We start from the raw sequence: 14,998 nt of genomic DNA on the forward strand, positions 1-14,998 counted from the left end.
TCCGGAAATCCCCTAGAGCGGGTCCAGCATCGACAGGAAGTCGAGCTCCGTCTCGGCGACCCGGCGCCCGATCACGGCCTTCTCGACCGAGCGTTCGCGGCCTGACGTGAACTGCTGGCCGATGGTCATGCACATGATTCCCCAGCGCAGCGTGCCCAGAACCTCCCAGTAGTGCACGGCCGCGCGGTCGACCGGCGCACCGCCGGCTTCCTCGTAGGCGCGGTAGAAGTCCTCACGCTGGCCGACGCCCGCGAGCGGCGTGGCGTCGCGGCCGAAGCGCCAGGCCCGGACCGAAGGCCATGACAGATCGACATAGCGGTCGCCGCGGTGGCCGACCTCCCAGTCCAGAATGCCCACGAGGCCCCGCCCATCGACCATGATGTTGCCCATCCGGTAGTCGCCATGGGCGAAGACCGGCGGTTCGTCGGCCAGGCCGGCGCGCCTCCAGCCACCGCAGCCCGTATTCGAATCCGGGCTGCGGATGGCCGTATTCGTCCAGCACCTTGCGGAAGGCGTCCAGGTGATCGTCCAGCGTGAAGGTCCTGAGAAACGGGGCCTTCTCCAGCGGGATGGCATGCAGGCGCGCCAGGGCCGCGCCGAGATCCCGGGGCAGCGCCTCACGCCCCGCCTCCAGTTCCGGATCGCGGAGTATCTTCTGCGGCAGGGTCTCGCCGCTCAGGGCCTCCATAACGAAGGCCGCGCCGATACCGTCTTCTTCATCGGCCAGGAAGATCATTTCCGGCGCGGGCACGCCGGCGTGCCAGGCGATGTCGAGTATCGCCGCCTCGGTCGGCCGGTTCGCGCCGAACCGGTTGTCGTCAGGATCCTCCGGCACCTCGGCGCCCGGCGGGTCGCGCTTCAGGATCAGCGGCCGTCTACCGCCATCCTCGTCCACCGCATCGAACGCATAGGCCTCACGCGAGGCGCCGGCGGACAGCCGCGTCAGCCCCTCGACGGAAATATACGCGTTCCGGCGGCGCGACAGCGCCCGCGCCAGAGCCGCGGCCAGTTCTTCCTCCCCCATCATGGTTCCGAAAATACAGAAGGCCCCGCCATTGGGACAGGGCCTTCGCCGTTTCTTGTGCCGGGGCGCCTCCTGGACCTCCCGGCGTGATTTCACGCGTTACGCAGACAGACGGTCACGCAGCCTTACGCATCAATTCGGCCATCGCGTCCTTCAACAGCAGCTTTTCCTTCTTCAAACGGGTAATCAGTGCGTCGTCCGGCATGGGCCGCGTCTCTTCGCGATGCAGCCTGTCATCCAGGTCGGCGTGTTTCCGTTGCAGCTGTTCCAGTGAAGGTTGTGAACTCACGTCTTTCTCCCCTTGAGATAGGTTTCGGGTGACGTGGCAGCCATGAGAAGGCTGTCATCAAGTTGTAATCCTGCGCCTGTCGCAGGGTCACTTCAAGGGTGAAAGCGGAACGAGCCTTCAGCCGCCCAGAACGCCTGCATCTCCGGCGCCCAGACGGAAGGCCATGCCGGCCGCCGTGGTCTCGATCCGCTGCATCGATTCGTCCGGAAAGCCCGCCGCAAGGACTGCGGAGAGATCGGCAAGCACGTCGGCTTCCGGCTTGACGCCGACCAGGGTCAGATACCGCAGCAGATTGGCGACATTGTCTTCCAGCTGCTGGACGGGATCGAAGGTGCCCGTGCCCGAGCGCGCCATCGACTTGTGCAGCATCAGGACCTCGACATGCTCCGCATGCAGTTCGCACTCGACGACCACGCGGCGGAGATCGTCCGACAATGGCTTCGGCGCCGGCGGAACGCCGTCCTTCAGTTCATGACGCAGGTCGCGAAGGACCTGGATGACATGCCCGCGCCAGCGGTTCACGGCCTCCAGCGCCGCCTCCAGTTCGCCGCTTCTGAAGGTGCCGCGCCCGCTTGAGGCGACCCAGCAGCAGAACAGGACGACATTGACGTCGAGGCCGTTGCGATCCTGCAACGACAGGCAGGCGTCCTTGGCCCGCCCCCTGGCATAGAGCCGGGTCGCAAAGTCCCAGAGATCGTTCGGGGGAAACACGCCGGCGGAAAAGACGGCCATGGAACGGGATCAGCCCTTCGTCGGTCGTTCGATTTGATGCGCCCCCGCACCGTGCTACCATGACGGCCGGACGGGATTGCGTTGCGGGACTATGCCAGAAGGTCCGGATGACGCAAAGCGGGAGAGTGGGCATGACCGAGGTCTCGGGCGAGAGCCGGCACGCCGTTGAACAACGGGTGGCGGAACTCAAGCTGACGCACAACGATCTGGATGCCGCCATCGAAGCCCTCGGACAAAAGGGTTCCTATGACGATCTCCAGATGCAGCGCATGAAGCGGCGAAAACTGCAGTTGAAGGACGAGATCTGCCGCCTGGAAGCCATGCTGTCGCCGGACATCATCGCGTGAAGGGGCAGGTCAGTTCCGGCTTCGAGGCGGTCGAGAAGGCGTTCCGGGAGAATTTCGAGAGCCGCGGCGAGATCGGCGCCAGTTGCTGCGTCACGGTCGATGGAGAGGTGGTTGCCGATCTCTGGGGCGGCGTGGCCGACCAGAAGACGGGCCGGGACTGGGACGAGGACACGGTCTCCATCGTCTTCTCCGCCACCAAGGGCGCCACGGCGATCTGCGCCCATCACCTGATCGAGAAGGGCGCGTTCAGCCTCGCCACCCCGGTATCGGAGATCTGGCCGGAATTCGGCCGGGGCGCCAAGGCGTCAGCGACGGTGCGGATGATGCTGGATCACACCGTCGGCGTGCCGGTGATCCGCGAGAAGCTGAAGTCCGGCGGCATCTATGACTGGGACTACATGTGCCAGCGGCTGGCGGACGAGGAACCGTTCTGGCAGCCGGGCGAACGCGGCGGCTATCACGGCCTGACCTTCGGCTGGACCGTTGGCGAACTGGTTCGGCGGGCCTCCGGCAAGTCGCTCGGCGCGTATTTCCGCGACGAGATCGCGGGGCCGCTGGGTATCGATTTCTGGATCGGCCTGCCCGAGGAGATCGAGCCGCGTGTGGCGCCGATGATCTTCCGCCGCCATCAGCCGGGCGATCCGCAGCCGCTCTTTCTGGAAGTCGGCATGAACCAGCCGGGTTCGATCCCGCACCTCTTCCTGTTCAATTCCGGCGGTTTCCTGGCCCATGGCTGCAACACCCGGGAAGGCCATGCGGCCGAACTGGGCGGGGCGGGCGGCATCACCAATGGCCGGGGACTGGCGCTGATGTACCGGCCCTTCGCCAATGGCGGCGCCTGGAACGGCGTCGAACTGGTCGGCGCGGACACGCTGGCCACGATGTCCGAGGTCTCTGCCGCCAGCAACCGCGACGCCACCCTTCAGATCCCGGTCCGCTTCGGGCCGGGCTTCATGAAGTCGATGGACCATCGCGCGCTGAACGTGGAAGGCGCGATCATGGGCGCGGAGGCGTTCGGCCATGTCGGCGCCGGCGGCTCGCTCGGTTTCGCCGATCCCGCGAATCGAATCAGCTTCGGCTACACGATGAACCGGATGGGCGACGGCCTGCTGCTGAACGACCGCGGACAGGCGCTGGTCGATGCGGTCTACAAGAGCCTCGGCGGCATGGAAATCCGGGGCGGCGGCTGGCGTCCGGCGGCCTGATCCGGACCGCTTGCCGGGCGCGTCATTTACGCGCTTGCACTGCCGCCGCTGCTGCCTATTGTGCCGGCTTTAATGACCGAAGCCGCGCTGTCCAATGACCTGCCGTTCCCGCACCGGCATCTGCTGGGAATGCAGTCTCTTTCCCGTGGCGACATCGAGCGCATCCTCGATCTCTCCGAAGGCTATGTCGATTTCAACCGCAAGGGCGGGCCGCGCCGCGACGCGCTGTCCGGGCGGACGCAGATCAACCTCTTCTTCGAGAACTCGACCCGGACGCTGACCTCCTTCGAGCTGGCCGGCAAGCGCCTCGGCGCCGACGTGATCAACATGAACACCGAGGTCTCGTCGACCAAGAAGGGCGAGACCCTGATCGACACGGCGATGACCCTGAACGCCATGCACCCCGACATCCTGGTGGTGCGGCATCCGGACTCCGGCGCGGTGGCGCTGCTGTCGCAGAAGGTCGACTGCGCCGTGGTCAATGCCGGCGACGGCAAGCACGAACACCCGACCCAGGCACTGCTGGACGCGCTGACCATCCGCCGCCGCCTGAACCGGCTGGAGGGCCTGACCGTGGCGATCTGCGGCGATGTCGCCCACAGCCGCGTGGCCCGGTCGAATATCCATTTGCTGAACACGATGGGCGCCCGTGTGCGCGTGATCGCGCCGCCGACGCTGCTGCCGACCGCCGTCGCGCAGCTTGGCGTCGAGGCCTATACCGACATGCGGGCAGGGCTCGAGGACGTCGATGTCGTGATGATGCTCCGGCTGCAACGGGAGCGGATGTCCGGTGCCTTCCTGCCGTCGGTGCGCGAGTACTATCACTACTACGGCCTGGACCACGAGAAGCTGGCCTGCGCCAAGCCGGATGCGCTGATCATGCATCCCGGCCCCATGAACCGGGGCGTCGAGATCGACACCGATGTCGCCGACGACATCCACCGCAGCGTCATCCGCGAACAGGTCGAGATGGGCGTTGCCGTCCGCATGGCTGTGCTGCAGCTGCTGACGCCGCAACAGGGCAACGGGTAGCCGGAAGATGCCGCAACACCGCATCGCATACATGAACGGCCGCGTTCTGGACCCGCAGTCGGGCCGGGACGAGACCGGACACGTACTGATCGAGGACGACCGCATCGCCGCCGTCGGGCCGAACATCTTCCCCAAGGGCGCGCCGGACCGCACCGAGGTGGTCGACATCGCCGGTTTCTGCATTTCCCCCGGCCTTATCGACATGCACGCCGTGATCGGCGAGCCCGGGGCGGAGCACAAGGAAAGCTTCGAGAGTGCCGGCCGCCGCCGCGCGGGCCGGCGGCGTCACAACACTCTGCACCATGCCGAACACCGATCCGGTGATCGACAATGTCGCCCTGGTCGAATACGTGCTGCGCCGCGCCAATGAGGGCTCCGACGTTCATATCCGCCCCTTCGCGGCGGCGACGCAGGATATGGAAGGGCGGCAGATCACCGAGTTCGGCCTGCTGAAGGCCGCAGGCGCCGTCGCTTTCACCGATGGTGACCGTGCGATCGCCGACGCCAACGTCATGCGCCGCGCGCTCAGCTACGCCACGGCCTTCGACGCCCTGATCGTCCAGCATGCCGAGGAGCCGTCGCTGGCCGGCGGCGTCATGAATGCCGGCGCGCTGGCCACACGGCTGGGGCTGACCGGCATCCCGTCGGCGGCCGAGACCATCATGGTCGAGCGGGACATAAGGCTCGTCGAGCTGACCGGCGGGCGCTACCACGCCGCGCACCTGACCACCGCCGAATCGCTCAACGCCGTGCGGCGCGCCAAGCAGATGGGTCTGAAGGTCAGCTGCGGGACCGCCCCGCACTACTTCACCCTGAACGAGCACGAGGTGAACGGCTACCGGACCTTCGCCAAGGTCTCGCCGCCGCTTCGCTCCGAGGACGACCGCCGGGCCGTGGTCGAGGCGATCCGCGACGGCACCATCGACGTGATCTCGTCCCAGCACACACCGGAAGACCCGGAAGCCAAGCGCCAGACCTTCGAGCGCGCCGCCCATGGCGTGGTCGGCCTGGAGACCATGTTGGCGCTGGGCCTGCAGCTGCACATGAGCGAGGGCGTGCCGCTGCTGACCGTGCTCGCCTGCATGACCTGCAATCCGGCCCGCCTGCTGGGTCTGGAAAGCGGCGCGCTGGAGCCCGGACGGCCGGCGGATCTGGTGGTGTTCGATCCGGCGGCGCCGTGGATCGTCGATTCCAAGAAGTTCCGCTCCAAGTCGAAGAACTCGCCCTTCGACGAGCGCCCGCTGCAGGGCCACGCCGTCCGCACCGTCGTCGACGGCCACACCGTCTTCGTCCGCCGCGTCGAGAGCTGAACAACCCGTCCGTCCCGGGACTTGATCCCGGGACCCAGTCGGGCATCCCGGCGCGCCCATCACTTCAGGACTGGGCAGCGGGATCAAGTCCCGCTGCGGGTGGGAGCATGACGATGCTATATCGACATCGACTTCGCCTGTCGGCAGTCTGAGCCCATGTATTCGGACCTCTTCATCGTCATCCAGGAAGCCTTTGGCGTCCCCCAGCTGCTCGGCTGCCTCGTGGTCGGCTACCTGCTCGGCTCGATCCCGTTCGGGCTGCTGCTGACGAAGGCGGTCGGCCTCGGCGATGTGCGCAAGATCGGTTCGGGCAATATCGGCGCGACCAACGTGCTGCGCACCGGCCGCAAGGACATCGCGCTGGCAACGCTGATCCTGGACGGCGGCAAGGGCGCCGCGGCCGCGGCCATCGCCTGGCATCTCTATGGCCCCAGCGCCGAGGTGCTCGCCGCCATCGGCGCGTTCCTGGGCCATCTGTTTCCGGTCTATCTTGGATTCAGGGGCGGCAAGGGCGTCGCGACCTTTCTGGGCATCGCACTCGCGGTGAACTTCTTCGCCGGGCTGGCGGCCTGCGCCACCTGGCTGCTGGTCGCGGTGCTGACCCGCTACTCCTCGCTCGCCGCATTGATCGCGACCGCAGCGACGCCGGTCTACGCCTGGTACTTCTACGGTCACCTCTACATGGAGATGGCGGTCCTGCTGGCCGCCATCGTCTGGCTGCGCCACCGCGAAAACATCCAGCGGCTGGTGAAGGGCGAGGAATCGAAGATCGGCGCGAAGAAGAAGGACTAGCCTCCGCCCGGTCAGATCGGGAAACCGGCCTCCGCCAAAGGTCATGCCCGCCTTGCGCGGGCATCCGGTCGAGTCATGGGACAGGCGGCGAAGCCGCTCCGGACCCCCGAGTGGCCCATCGGGCCATCGGGGGTGACCACCCGGTCGACCGTCTTCGGCGCAGTCAGCCGCCCTTTTTCGACTTCAGGATGTCCGCCATGCGCCGCCAGCTGACGGTCTCGATTTCCGGATGCGCCAGCGCCGCATTCACACGGAGCGGTCCCATCAGGTCGAAATGTTCCTTGTAGGTGCCGAGACACTGCAGGAAGACCGGGTGGCAGCCGAGCGCCAGCGCCACCGGCAGCAGCTCCCGGTAGCCGTCCTCGCCCGGCCGGTCGGAAAGCAGATGCGCCGTCAGCCGGCCATCCGGCAGCCGGCGCGGCCGGTCCATGACAATCATCGCGGCTAGTTCAGGAACGCCGGCTCCTCGCGCTCGAGGATGCGGCGGAGCGCGGCGAAATGGCGTTCGGCGAGGATCGGCCGTTCCTCGGTCATCTGCGCCGAGGTCTTCGAGACGACGTCGCCGGAAAGCTCACGCAGCTCGCCGCCGGTCGATCGCGCCAGGACCTGGAAGGTCGCGGCCCGCTCCAGATAGTAAAGGTCGGTGAAGGTCTCGCGGACATTGGCGCCGGTCACGGTAACGCCGTGGCTCGCCATCATCAGCACCGCGCGGTTGCCCAGCTTCGAGGCGATGCGTTCTCCTTCGGCATTGTCCGTCGAGAGGCCGTTGTATTCCTCGTCATAGGCGATGCGGTCATGGAACATCAGCGCGTTCTGCTCGCACATCTTCAGCTCGCTGTCCTTCAGCAGGGTCAGCGCCGTGGTATGCGGCATGTGGGTATGCATCACACAGACGGCCTGGGGCGCCGCCAGATGCACACCGCGATGGATGGTGAAGGCCGAGGTCTCCACTTCCTCCTCGCCTTCCAGGACATCGCCGTCGGCATCGACCAGCAGCAGCGACGACGCGGTCATCTCCGACCAGTGCCGGCCATAGGGATTGATCAGGAAGCGGTTGCCGCGCATGACGCCGTCCTCGTCCGGCACGGCCAGCGAGAAATGATTGCAGACGCCTTCATGCAGGTTCAGCCTCACCGCCCAGCGGAAGGCGCAGGCGAGATCGATGCGCTGTTCTCTCAGGGCTTCGTCCATGGCGGCGTCCTTTCGATCCGGGCAAGGTTCTGCAGGAAGATAGCCGCCGTCGCCTCCCACGAAAAGCGCATGGCGTGTTTCCGGCAGACAGCGGGATCGATGGTCAACGCTTCCAGCGCCGCCTTGCCAAGGTCTTCATCCAGCACGCCCGGCCCGTCGCGCCCCACCACATCCAGCGGTCCGGGGACGGGCAGCGCCGCGACCGGCACGCCGCTGGCGAGCGATTCCAGCAGCACCAGGCCGAAGGTGTCGGTCCGGCTGGGGAAGACGAAGACGGAAGCGCTGCGATACCAGCTTGCCAGTTCCTCGCCGAACTTCGGACCGGGGAACAGGACGTCCGGGTGGTCGCGTCTCAGTTCGTCCAGCTGCGGGCCGCCGCCGACGACGGCCTTTGTCCCCGGCAGATCGAGATCGAGGAACTGGCCGATGTTCTTCTCCACTGCGACGCGGCCGACATAGAGGAAAAGCGGCCCCTCGCCTTCCCATGCCTTCGGGCCGTCGGGGCGGAACAGATCGGTGTCCACGCCACGGGTCCAGTCGGCGATGTTGGCGAAGCCTTCCGCCTCCAGTTCGCGACGGATCGTCGGGGTCGCGACCAGCACGGCGCTGGACGGCCTGTGGAAGCGGCGGACGGCGGCATAGCCCCAGCTGAGCGGCACCGGGAACCGGGCCGAGACATATTCGGGGAACTTGGTGTGATAACTGGTGGTGAACGGCCAGCCGAGCTTCAGGCAATGCCTGCGGGCGGCCAGCCCCAGCGGACCCTCGGTCGCGACATGCACGGCGTCGGGCGCGAATTCGTCCAGCATCCGGCGCACCTTGCGGCCCGCGCCGACGGCGATCCGGATTTCCGAATAGGTCGGCAGCGGCACGGTGCGGAAGTCGCGCGGCGCGATGACAAGCACCTCATGGCCCAGCCGCTCGCACTCCTCGACCACCCGTCCCCAGGTGCGCACGACGCCGTTGACCTGCGGCAGCCAGGCGTCGGTGACGAGAGCGATCTTCATCGCCCACATTTCCGCGCCGTTGCCCCGGACCTGATCCGGGGCCCATGCCTGAGCGATACCGGTTGCGCCATCGCTGGCGGAAAGACCCCGGAATGGGTCTCGGGTCAAGCCCGGGACGCGACCCGCCGGTATGTGCGAGATAGTCAGGCCGCGTGCGGCGCCTTGGCCTTGGCGGCGCGGCGCTTCTCGGCGAAGGATTCGGCAATGCGGTCGGTCCAGCGGACGATTTCCAGTTCGCCGTCGTGGCGCTCGATCACCGCGGTGCAGCTTTCCACCCAGTCGCCGTCATTCACATAGGTGATGCCGTCGATGTCGCGGATCTCGGCGTGATGGATATGGCCGCAGATCACGCCATCGACCTTGCGGCGGCGCGCCTCGTCAGCGACCGTCTTCTCGTAATTGTCGATGAACTGGACCGCGTTCTTCACCTTGGCCTTCAGATAGGCCGACAGCGACCAGTAGGGCATGCCGAGCCGCGCCCGGATGCGGGCGATGACCGTGTTGAGGCGGATGGCCATGTTGTAGGACCAGTCGCCCAGCAGCGCGAGCCACTTCGCATACAGCACGACGCCGTCGAAGGCGTCGCCGTGGGTGACGAGGAAGCGCTTGCCGTTCGCGGTCACGTGGACGTCGTCGAGCTTCACCTGGACGCCGCCGAAATGGGTGCCGACATAGTCGCGGAAGGCCTCGTCGTGATTGCCGGGGATATAGATGATCTTCACGCCCTTGCGCGCCTGGCGCAGCAGCTTCTGGACCACGTCATTGTGGCTCTGCGGCCAGTACCAGCCCCGCTTCAGGGCCCAGCAATCGACGATATCGCCGACCAGGTAGATCTTCTCGGCTTCGAAACTCTTGATGAAGGTCAGCAACAACTCGGCCTGGCAACCGCGGGTTCCGAGATGGATGTCGGAAATGAAGACCGTGCGGCAGTTTACGTTGCCCGTCGCACTCATGACTCACCTCTGAACTGCCCCTTTGGCGAGGCAATACATAGTGCGTGTTTCTGATTCGTGACATGTCCGGCAGAAACCGGACGCCCGTCAGTCCGACAGACGCGCCGCCAGAAGCTCGCGCAGATCGACATCCTCACGCTCGGTCAGCGAGACATAGGTCAGCCGGCAGTTGATCCGTTCGTCGATCATGCTGCCCGGGAACATCATGTGGTTGAGTTCGCCGCCGCCGAAGCCCGGCGAGGCCGCCGCCAGCTGCCAGGCCGATTCGATGCTGAGATCGACCAGCTTCAAAGGCTTCCCCCCGCTGGGGCTCGGCCATTCCAGCGGCACGCCGGACAGCCGGAGATAGCTCGCCTTGTCGGACGCCGCCTTGAAGCCCTCGATGAACTGCTCGGTCAGCGCCGCGAGTTCGGCCGCGCGGTCTTCCGGGTCCATGTGCGAATGCAGATGCATCGGCGCGGCATGGTCGTGGTTGTGGCCGGGACCGTGCGTGTGGTCGTCATGGCTGTGGTGATGATGGTCATGCGAATGCGAGTGGCCGTGATGATCGTGCGGCATTTTTCTTTCGTCCTCCCGGCGTCTGATCCGGTCTGAGTATGCCCTCCCCCTCCGAGGGGGGAGGGTTGGGTGGGGGGTGGGAGCAGAGCAGGCGCCTGCCATTCTTCCACCGGCGCAGCCAACCCCCACCCGTCGCTGCGCGCCGGCCTCCCCCTGCCAGGGGGAGGCTCTCGATCGAGACCTCCGACTAGTCCTTTGCGACGGCGCTGGTGCTCCAGCGCCGGCCGTCCCGGGCCTCGTCATAGTCGCCCTTCTCGAAGGTGACCGGCTTGTCGACCAGCTCCCTGTGAGCGCCCATCTTGCCTGCCGCGACCATGGAGCCCAGCGCATCCACGATCACGCGGGTCGCCATCAGCGCGGTGATGTCGGAGGTGTCGTAGGGCGGCGAGACCTCGACGATCTCCATGCCGCAGAGGCCCTCCGCGGCGATCTTGGAGACCAGCGACAGCGCCTCGCGGGGCAGGAAGCCGCCGGGCTCCGGCCAGCCGGTGCCGGGCACGAAGCCGCAGTCGATGCAGTCGATGTCGAAGGACATGTAGACCATGTCCGCGCCGTCCCAGGCCATCTCCAGCGCCATCTCGGCGACCTTGTCGAGACCGAACTTCTCGACATCCGACATGGTGATGATGTTGGTCTCCCGCTCGCGGGCGACGGCGACCGCCTCGCGCGGCACCTGCCAGCCGCCGATGCCGATCTGGACCAGGTTCTTGGCGGGCACGTTCGGCAAGTTGGTGGCGTGGAACCACGGCGTCGTGTGCATCCGCTCGTCCAGGTCCTTTTCCTGGATGTCGGCGTGGCGGTCGAAATGGACGATGCCGATCGTCTTCGAGGTGCATTCGGCCATTCCGCGCACCGTCGGAAAACCGATCGAATGGTCGCCGCCCAGGATGATCGGCATCGAACCCGACGAGAAGACATGGGCGCAGGCGCGGCTGATCTGGTCGAAGGTTTTCTCGATATTGCCCGGGATGGTGAAGATGTCGCCGGCGTCGCAGAGGCTCATCTGCTCGCGCAGGTCGACCGAAAGTTCGTAGTTGTAGGGCGTGTAGAGCGCCGAGATCTTGCGGATGCCCTGGGGTCCGAAACGGGTGCCGGGCCGGTAGGTGGTGCCGCCGTCGAAGGGCGCGCCGAGCACCGTCGCGTCGTAAAGGCCGCACTCGGTAACATCCTCGGAATACGGGGCCTTCAGGAAGGTGTTGATGCCGGCATAGTGGGGCAGCTCGCCGCGGGCGAAGGTGGGGATCGAGCGGTCCTCGATGGAATCGGCGGCGGTCAGGCCCATGCGCAGCGCCCAGCGCCGTTCCTTGTCCCACTCCGCGCCGGGGATGTCCGCCTCGGCGCGCATGGCCTTCCAGCCGAGCAGCTTGGTCAGGTCAGGATGGTGCTGGCGCCGGCTTTCCGTCGGGGCTGTCCGGCGCGAGGGCCGGTGGTTCCTGGTTTGGCGGTCCGTAGGCAGGGACATCGGGAGCCTTCCATTTCTTTTCGGTGAGCTTGAAATCGTAGGTGATGGTCGCGCCGTAGCGTGCCGGGTCCTGGGGGTCCCAGCGGCGCTTGTCGAAGACCAGAACCCGCGTTGCGAGTTCGAAGGCCTCCGAGAGGTCGTGGCTGACCATGAAGATGGTCATGCCGGTCTCCCGCCAAAGATCCAGCAGGAAGGCGTGCATGGACTTGCGCGTGCCCGGATCGAGCGCGCCGAACGGCTCGTCCAGCAGCAACACCTCGGGCCGCCGCGCCAGCGCCTGGCCGATGGCGAGCCGCTGCTGCATGCCGCCGGAGAGCTGGCTGGGCCAGGCATCGGCCATGTGCGACAATCCGATTCGTTCCAGCACCCGGTCGGCCTCGTCGGCCAGTTTCTTCTTCGCCGGACCGAACAGACGGCCGAAGAACTTCGAGCCCTGAAGCTCACCCGGGAACATAAGATTGTCCCGTACCGTCATGTGCGGAAAGACAGAATAGCGCTGGAAAACGACGCCACGGTCGGGCCCCGGCTCCCGCGCGGGCGCCTTGCCGCCGATCCGGATCTCACCCTGCGTGGGAAGTTCCTGCGCCAAGAGCATGCGCAGAAAGGTGGATTTCCCGCAGCCGGACGCGCCGACGATGGCGCAGAACTCACCCGACGGGATGTCCGCCTCCACATGCTCCAGCACAGGATTTCGGTCGTAGTCCTTGAAAACATTGATGATCTCAACCTGGCTCACAGGCTTTCCCCTTCCGCATGGGCCCAGGCGAAAGCGCGTTCCGACAGGCGCTTCAGGCTCCAGTCAATCGCGAAGGCCAGCAGCGTGATCCAGCAGACATAGGGGAGAATCACATCCATGGCGAGGTACCGGCGGACCAGGAAGATGCGGTAGCCGAGCCCTTCCTGCGCCGCGATGGCCTCGGCGGCGATCAGGAACAGCCAGGCCGGGCCGAGCGACAGCCGCACCGCCTGCACCAGCCGGGGCGCGATCTGCGGCAGCGCCACGCGGATCGCGATCTGCCAGGTGCTGGCCCCCAGTGTCTGCGCCTTCACCAGCTGCTCCTGCGGGATCTCCAGCACGCGTTGCGACAGGTCGCGGACCAGAAACGGTGTGATTCCAATGGCTATGAGGACGATCTTCGACGTCTCGCCGAGCCCGAAGACAATGAAGAGAATGGGCAACAACGCCAATGGTGGTATGAGCGACAGGAAGGCGACATAGGACGCCAGTCCCGCCCGCGCGATCGGCAGCAATCCGATGACCAGGCCGAGCACGAGAGCGAGCGCGGCGGCCGCGCCAACGCCGATGGCCAGACGCTGCAGGCTAGCCCAGGTGTCCGCCCAGAGCAGGATCGTCTGGCTGCGCCGGTCAGGCTCGGTCGCCATTTCCGCCGCCCGCTCGACCACGGCGGCGGGCGCAGGCAGCAGCTTGTCCCTGGGGTTATCCGCACGGCGGATATCGGACCCGACGACATAGGCCAGAACCGTCAGGACGAAGGGCAGCATCGCCAGAAGGACGAGCGTGCTGCGCGAGGGGCGGAGATTGATCAGGCGCATGGGTCTGGCAGACTCGGTTCGGGGAAACTCGGCGCGGCGCCGGGCAGGTCGGCGCCGCGCCGGTTTCTATGGCCTCAAAGCTTCCCTTCGGCAGCCATTTCCATGTAGCCGGGATCGAAGCGGAACTTGATGTTGCCCGTGTCGCCCAGCGTCTTCCCACCCGGGAAGGCCATGCCGATGTCGTCCACACTCTGCGCGCCTTCGCCCAGAATACCGTGGTCGAACAGGAACTTGCGGACGAAATCCATGGTCTGGATCAGCTGCGCGTCCTTGGTGAAGGCCACGGCGTCGGCCGGGTCGTAGAACATCTTGGTCGTCGCCAGCTGCGCGTCGTAGCCGGCGAGGTCCGTGCCCGAAGCCGCCGCCATCGCTGACCGTGCGGCCTTGGCCTCTTCGGTGTTGCCAGCCATCAGGGTCATGGTCTCGTACCAGGCGCCGACCAGCGCCTTGCCGAAGTCGGGATTGTCGGCCAGCGTCTCGGTGTTCACGACCATCAGGTCGATGATCTCGCCGGGAATATCGCTGCTGTCGTAGATCTTCTTCACGTCCGGCATTTCCATGATCGTGAAGACCAGCGGGTTCCAGGTCACCGCCGCGGTGACGTCGGGCGAGGCGAAGGCCGCGACCATGTCGGCGTCGGAGGTGTTGACCACCGAGATGTCCGCCTCGGCCATGCCGGCATTCTCCAGCCCGCGCGCGAGGAGGTAATGGGAGACCGACAGCTCGACCAGATTGATCGGCGTGCCCTTCAGGTCGGCGAAGGACTTGTCGCCCTTCACCAGCACTGCGTCATTGCCGTTGGAGAAGTCGCCGACGATCAGGGCCGTGGTGTCGATGCCGCCGCCCGCCGGGATGGACAGCGTGTCCATGTTGGTGGCCGAGACGCCGTCGAAGCCGCCGGCCGTGTACTGGTTGATGCTCTCGATGTAGTCGTTGATCTGCACGATCTCGACCGAGATGCCGTACTTGTCGGCCCATTTCTTCATGATGCCGCTGTCGGACATGTAGCCCCACGGCATCCAGCCGACATAGATCGACCAGGCGACCTTGAAGCTGTCCTTCTTTTCCGCCAGCGCCGGGCCGGTCAGCCCGATGGCGGCGATACCCGCCGCGGCGATCATGGTTGCGATACGTTTCATGTCTCTCTCCTGTTACGCCCCTCGGCCCGCCGGAGAATGAGACAGAGGCTCTTTCGTCCGGCATGCACGCCGTCGTTTGAGACCTCCCGGGATTTTGTCCCGCCGTGTGTCCCGGCCTGTCATGGGCCGGGATGGCGGCTCTCGGACCAGCGCCGGATGTCGTTCCGGCCGGAACCCTAGCCGCCCATTGCAGCCATGGTCGCAACCCCTGTGCCAGCAAATGCCTGTCGCCTTGAGACCGAAAATGGCTGTATTTCAAGCCGTTGCGCCGGCCACGGAAAAATGGACGCCAAATGCTGCACACAAATTCATCAGACTGGGCCATTATGCCCGATCTTCGGGCAGAACGATTGCGCTTCAGGGCTGCAACGCGACTGTCATATTTCCGGGACAGGTTCCGCCC

General features: G+C 66.1%; 18 protein-coding genes, 1 pseudogene and 1 riboswitch. Of the genes and pseudogenes, 6 read left to right on the forward strand and 13 right to left on the reverse strand.

Translation table 11 applies throughout. The features are described 5' to 3' along the window. Positions 1-12 precede the first annotated feature (12 nt). The 4 genes and pseudogenes from ACMVY4_RS02115 to ACMVY4_RS02130 all read right to left on the reverse strand — a co-directional run bounded on the left by ACMVY4_RS02115 (position 13) and on the right by ACMVY4_RS02130 (position 2,045). A complete protein-coding gene (locus ACMVY4_RS02115; RefSeq protein WP_416898555.1) occupies positions 13-576 on the reverse strand; it encodes a phosphotransferase in 564 nt (187 codons plus the stop codon). Then, positions 485-1,027, reverse strand: a pseudogene (locus ACMVY4_RS02120) (phosphotransferase); the annotation flags it as partial. The gene ACMVY4_RS02115 and the pseudogene ACMVY4_RS02120, both read right to left, overlap by 92 nt. A gap of 112 nt (positions 1,028-1,139) precedes the next feature. Then, positions 1,140-1,313 carry a DUF465 domain-containing protein gene (locus ACMVY4_RS02125; RefSeq protein WP_416898556.1) on the reverse strand — a complete coding sequence of 58 codons (174 nt, stop codon included), beginning with the start codon at positions 1,311-1,313 and terminating at the stop codon, positions 1,140-1,142. A gap of 117 nt (positions 1,314-1,430) precedes the next feature. Then, entirely contained in the window at positions 1,431-2,045 is a 615-nt protein-coding gene (locus tag ACMVY4_RS02130) for a TIGR02444 family protein (RefSeq protein ID WP_416898557.1), read from the reverse strand. 131 nt (positions 2,046-2,176) lie between these two features. Here ACMVY4_RS02130 and ACMVY4_RS02135 point away from each other — a divergent pair, with 131 nt between their 5' ends. The 6 genes from ACMVY4_RS02135 to plsY all read left to right on the forward strand — a co-directional run bounded on the left by ACMVY4_RS02135 (position 2,177) and on the right by plsY (position 6,731). Beyond that, complete coding sequence (locus ACMVY4_RS02135; RefSeq protein ID WP_416898558.1) at positions 2,177-2,392, forward strand: YdcH family protein; 216 nt, start codon at positions 2,177-2,179, stop codon at positions 2,390-2,392. Beyond that, positions 2,389-3,597 carry a serine hydrolase domain-containing protein gene (locus ACMVY4_RS02140; RefSeq protein WP_416898559.1) on the forward strand — a complete coding sequence of 403 codons (1,209 nt, stop codon included), beginning with the start codon at positions 2,389-2,391 and terminating at the stop codon, positions 3,595-3,597. The genes ACMVY4_RS02135 and ACMVY4_RS02140 overlap by 4 nt, the downstream gene beginning before the upstream one ends. 72 nt (positions 3,598-3,669) lie before the next feature. Next, positions 3,670-4,629, forward strand: a complete 960-nt coding sequence (locus ACMVY4_RS02145) for an aspartate carbamoyltransferase catalytic subunit (RefSeq protein WP_416898560.1) — start codon at positions 3,670-3,672, stop codon at positions 4,627-4,629. Between the two features lie 31 nt (positions 4,630-4,660). Next, positions 4,661-4,999, forward strand: a complete 339-nt coding sequence (locus tag ACMVY4_RS02150) for a hypothetical protein (RefSeq protein WP_416898561.1) — start codon at positions 4,661-4,663, stop codon at positions 4,997-4,999. Continuing rightward, the gene (gene pyrC, locus ACMVY4_RS02155; protein WP_416898562.1) at positions 4,884-5,939 is read left to right on the forward strand and encodes a dihydroorotase; all 1,056 of its coding nucleotides are present in this window, start codon (positions 4,884-4,886) and stop codon (positions 5,937-5,939) included. The genes ACMVY4_RS02150 and pyrC overlap by 116 nt, the downstream gene beginning before the upstream one ends. Before the next feature lie 156 nt (positions 5,940-6,095). After that, positions 6,096-6,731: a glycerol-3-phosphate 1-O-acyltransferase PlsY gene (gene plsY, locus ACMVY4_RS02160; RefSeq protein WP_416898563.1), complete on the forward strand. Its 636-nt coding sequence runs from the start codon at positions 6,096-6,098 to the stop codon at positions 6,729-6,731. Positions 6,732-6,894: 163 nt separating this feature from the next. Here the strand turns inward: plsY and ACMVY4_RS02165 are convergent, their stop codons facing one another. From ACMVY4_RS02165 to ACMVY4_RS02205, 9 genes are all read right to left on the reverse strand, one after another. Then, the gene (locus ACMVY4_RS02165) at positions 6,895-7,161 is read right to left on the reverse strand and encodes a hypothetical protein (RefSeq protein ID WP_416898564.1); all 267 of its coding nucleotides are present in this window, start codon (positions 7,159-7,161) and stop codon (positions 6,895-6,897) included. 14 nt (positions 7,162-7,175) lie between these two features. Further along, positions 7,176-7,922, reverse strand: a complete 747-nt coding sequence (locus tag ACMVY4_RS02170; protein WP_416898565.1) for an aldolase — start codon at positions 7,920-7,922, stop codon at positions 7,176-7,178. Then, positions 7,907-8,929, reverse strand: coding sequence for a glycosyltransferase family 4 protein (locus ACMVY4_RS02175; RefSeq protein ID WP_416898566.1), 1,023 nt, complete (start codon positions 8,927-8,929; stop codon positions 7,907-7,909). Before ACMVY4_RS02175 ends, ACMVY4_RS02170 begins: the two co-directional genes overlap by 16 nt. 143 nt (positions 8,930-9,072) lie before the next feature. Then, complete coding sequence (locus ACMVY4_RS02180) at positions 9,073-9,882, reverse strand: UDP-2,3-diacylglucosamine diphosphatase (protein ID WP_416898567.1); 810 nt, start codon at positions 9,880-9,882, stop codon at positions 9,073-9,075. Between the two features lie 87 nt (positions 9,883-9,969). Then, positions 9,970-10,440, reverse strand: a complete 471-nt coding sequence (locus tag ACMVY4_RS02185; RefSeq protein ID WP_416898568.1) for a hypothetical protein — start codon at positions 10,438-10,440, stop codon at positions 9,970-9,972. A gap of 187 nt (positions 10,441-10,627) precedes the next feature. Then, positions 10,628-11,902 carry an agmatinase family protein gene (locus tag ACMVY4_RS02190; RefSeq protein WP_416898569.1) on the reverse strand — a complete coding sequence of 425 codons (1,275 nt, stop codon included), beginning with the start codon at positions 11,900-11,902 and terminating at the stop codon, positions 10,628-10,630. After that, positions 11,814-12,638, reverse strand: coding sequence for an ABC transporter ATP-binding protein (locus tag ACMVY4_RS02195; RefSeq protein ID WP_416898570.1), 825 nt, complete (start codon positions 12,636-12,638; stop codon positions 11,814-11,816). The genes ACMVY4_RS02190 and ACMVY4_RS02195 overlap by 89 nt, the downstream gene beginning before the upstream one ends. Beyond that, positions 12,635-13,456, reverse strand: coding sequence for an ABC transporter permease (locus tag ACMVY4_RS02200; protein ID WP_416898571.1), 822 nt, complete (start codon positions 13,454-13,456; stop codon positions 12,635-12,637). The genes ACMVY4_RS02195 and ACMVY4_RS02200 overlap by 4 nt, the downstream gene beginning before the upstream one ends. 74 nt (positions 13,457-13,530) lie before the next feature. Beyond that, entirely contained in the window at positions 13,531-14,595 is a 1,065-nt protein-coding gene (locus tag ACMVY4_RS02205; RefSeq protein ID WP_416898572.1) for a putative urea ABC transporter substrate-binding protein, read from the reverse strand. An 81-nt stretch (positions 14,596-14,676) separates the two neighbouring features. After that, a riboswitch (guanidine-I (ykkC/yxkD leader) is annotated at positions 14,677-14,786 on the reverse strand. Positions 14,787-14,998 lie beyond the last annotated feature (212 nt).

The organism is Minwuia sp., assembly GCF_048007105.1.
In the GTDB taxonomy this organism is placed as follows: domain Bacteria; phylum Pseudomonadota; class Alphaproteobacteria; order Minwuiales; family Minwuiaceae; genus Minwuia.

Excerpts from the sequence above, each read along its gene's own strand:
- ACMVY4_RS02115 (WP_416898555.1), bottom strand. The coding sequence starts at position 576 with ATGCCATCCCGCTGGAGAAGGCCCCGTTTCTCAGGACCTTCACGCTGG.
- ACMVY4_RS02130 (WP_416898557.1), bottom strand. The coding sequence starts at position 2,045 with ATGGCCGTCTTTTCCGCCGGCGTGTTTCCCCCGAACGATCTCTGGGAC.
- ACMVY4_RS02135 (WP_416898558.1), top strand. The coding sequence starts at position 2,177 with ATGACCGAGGTCTCGGGCGAGAGCCGGCACGCCGTTGAACAACGGGTG.
- ACMVY4_RS02145 (WP_416898560.1), top strand. The coding sequence starts at position 3,670 with ATGACCGAAGCCGCGCTGTCCAATGACCTGCCGTTCCCGCACCGGCAT.
- ACMVY4_RS02150 (WP_416898561.1), top strand. The coding sequence starts at position 4,661 with ATGAACGGCCGCGTTCTGGACCCGCAGTCGGGCCGGGACGAGACCGGA.
- plsY (WP_416898563.1), top strand. The coding sequence starts at position 6,096 with ATGTATTCGGACCTCTTCATCGTCATCCAGGAAGCCTTTGGCGTCCCC.
- ACMVY4_RS02165 (WP_416898564.1), bottom strand. The coding sequence starts at position 7,161 with ATGGACCGGCCGCGCCGGCTGCCGGATGGCCGGCTGACGGCGCATCTG.
- ACMVY4_RS02170 (WP_416898565.1), bottom strand. The coding sequence starts at position 7,922 with ATGGACGAAGCCCTGAGAGAACAGCGCATCGATCTCGCCTGCGCCTTC.
- ACMVY4_RS02175 (WP_416898566.1), bottom strand. The coding sequence starts at position 8,929 with ATGAAGATCGCTCTCGTCACCGACGCCTGGCTGCCGCAGGTCAACGGC.
- ACMVY4_RS02180 (WP_416898567.1), bottom strand. The coding sequence starts at position 9,882 with ATGAGTGCGACGGGCAACGTAAACTGCCGCACGGTCTTCATTTCCGAC.
- ACMVY4_RS02185 (WP_416898568.1), bottom strand. The coding sequence starts at position 10,440 with ATGCCGCACGATCATCACGGCCACTCGCATTCGCATGACCATCATCAC.
- ACMVY4_RS02190 (WP_416898569.1), bottom strand. The coding sequence starts at position 11,902 with ATGTCCCTGCCTACGGACCGCCAAACCAGGAACCACCGGCCCTCGCGC.
- ACMVY4_RS02200 (WP_416898571.1), bottom strand. The coding sequence starts at position 13,456 with ATGCGCCTGATCAATCTCCGCCCCTCGCGCAGCACGCTCGTCCTTCTG.
- ACMVY4_RS02205 (WP_416898572.1), bottom strand. The coding sequence starts at position 14,595 with ATGAAACGTATCGCAACCATGATCGCCGCGGCGGGTATCGCCGCCATC.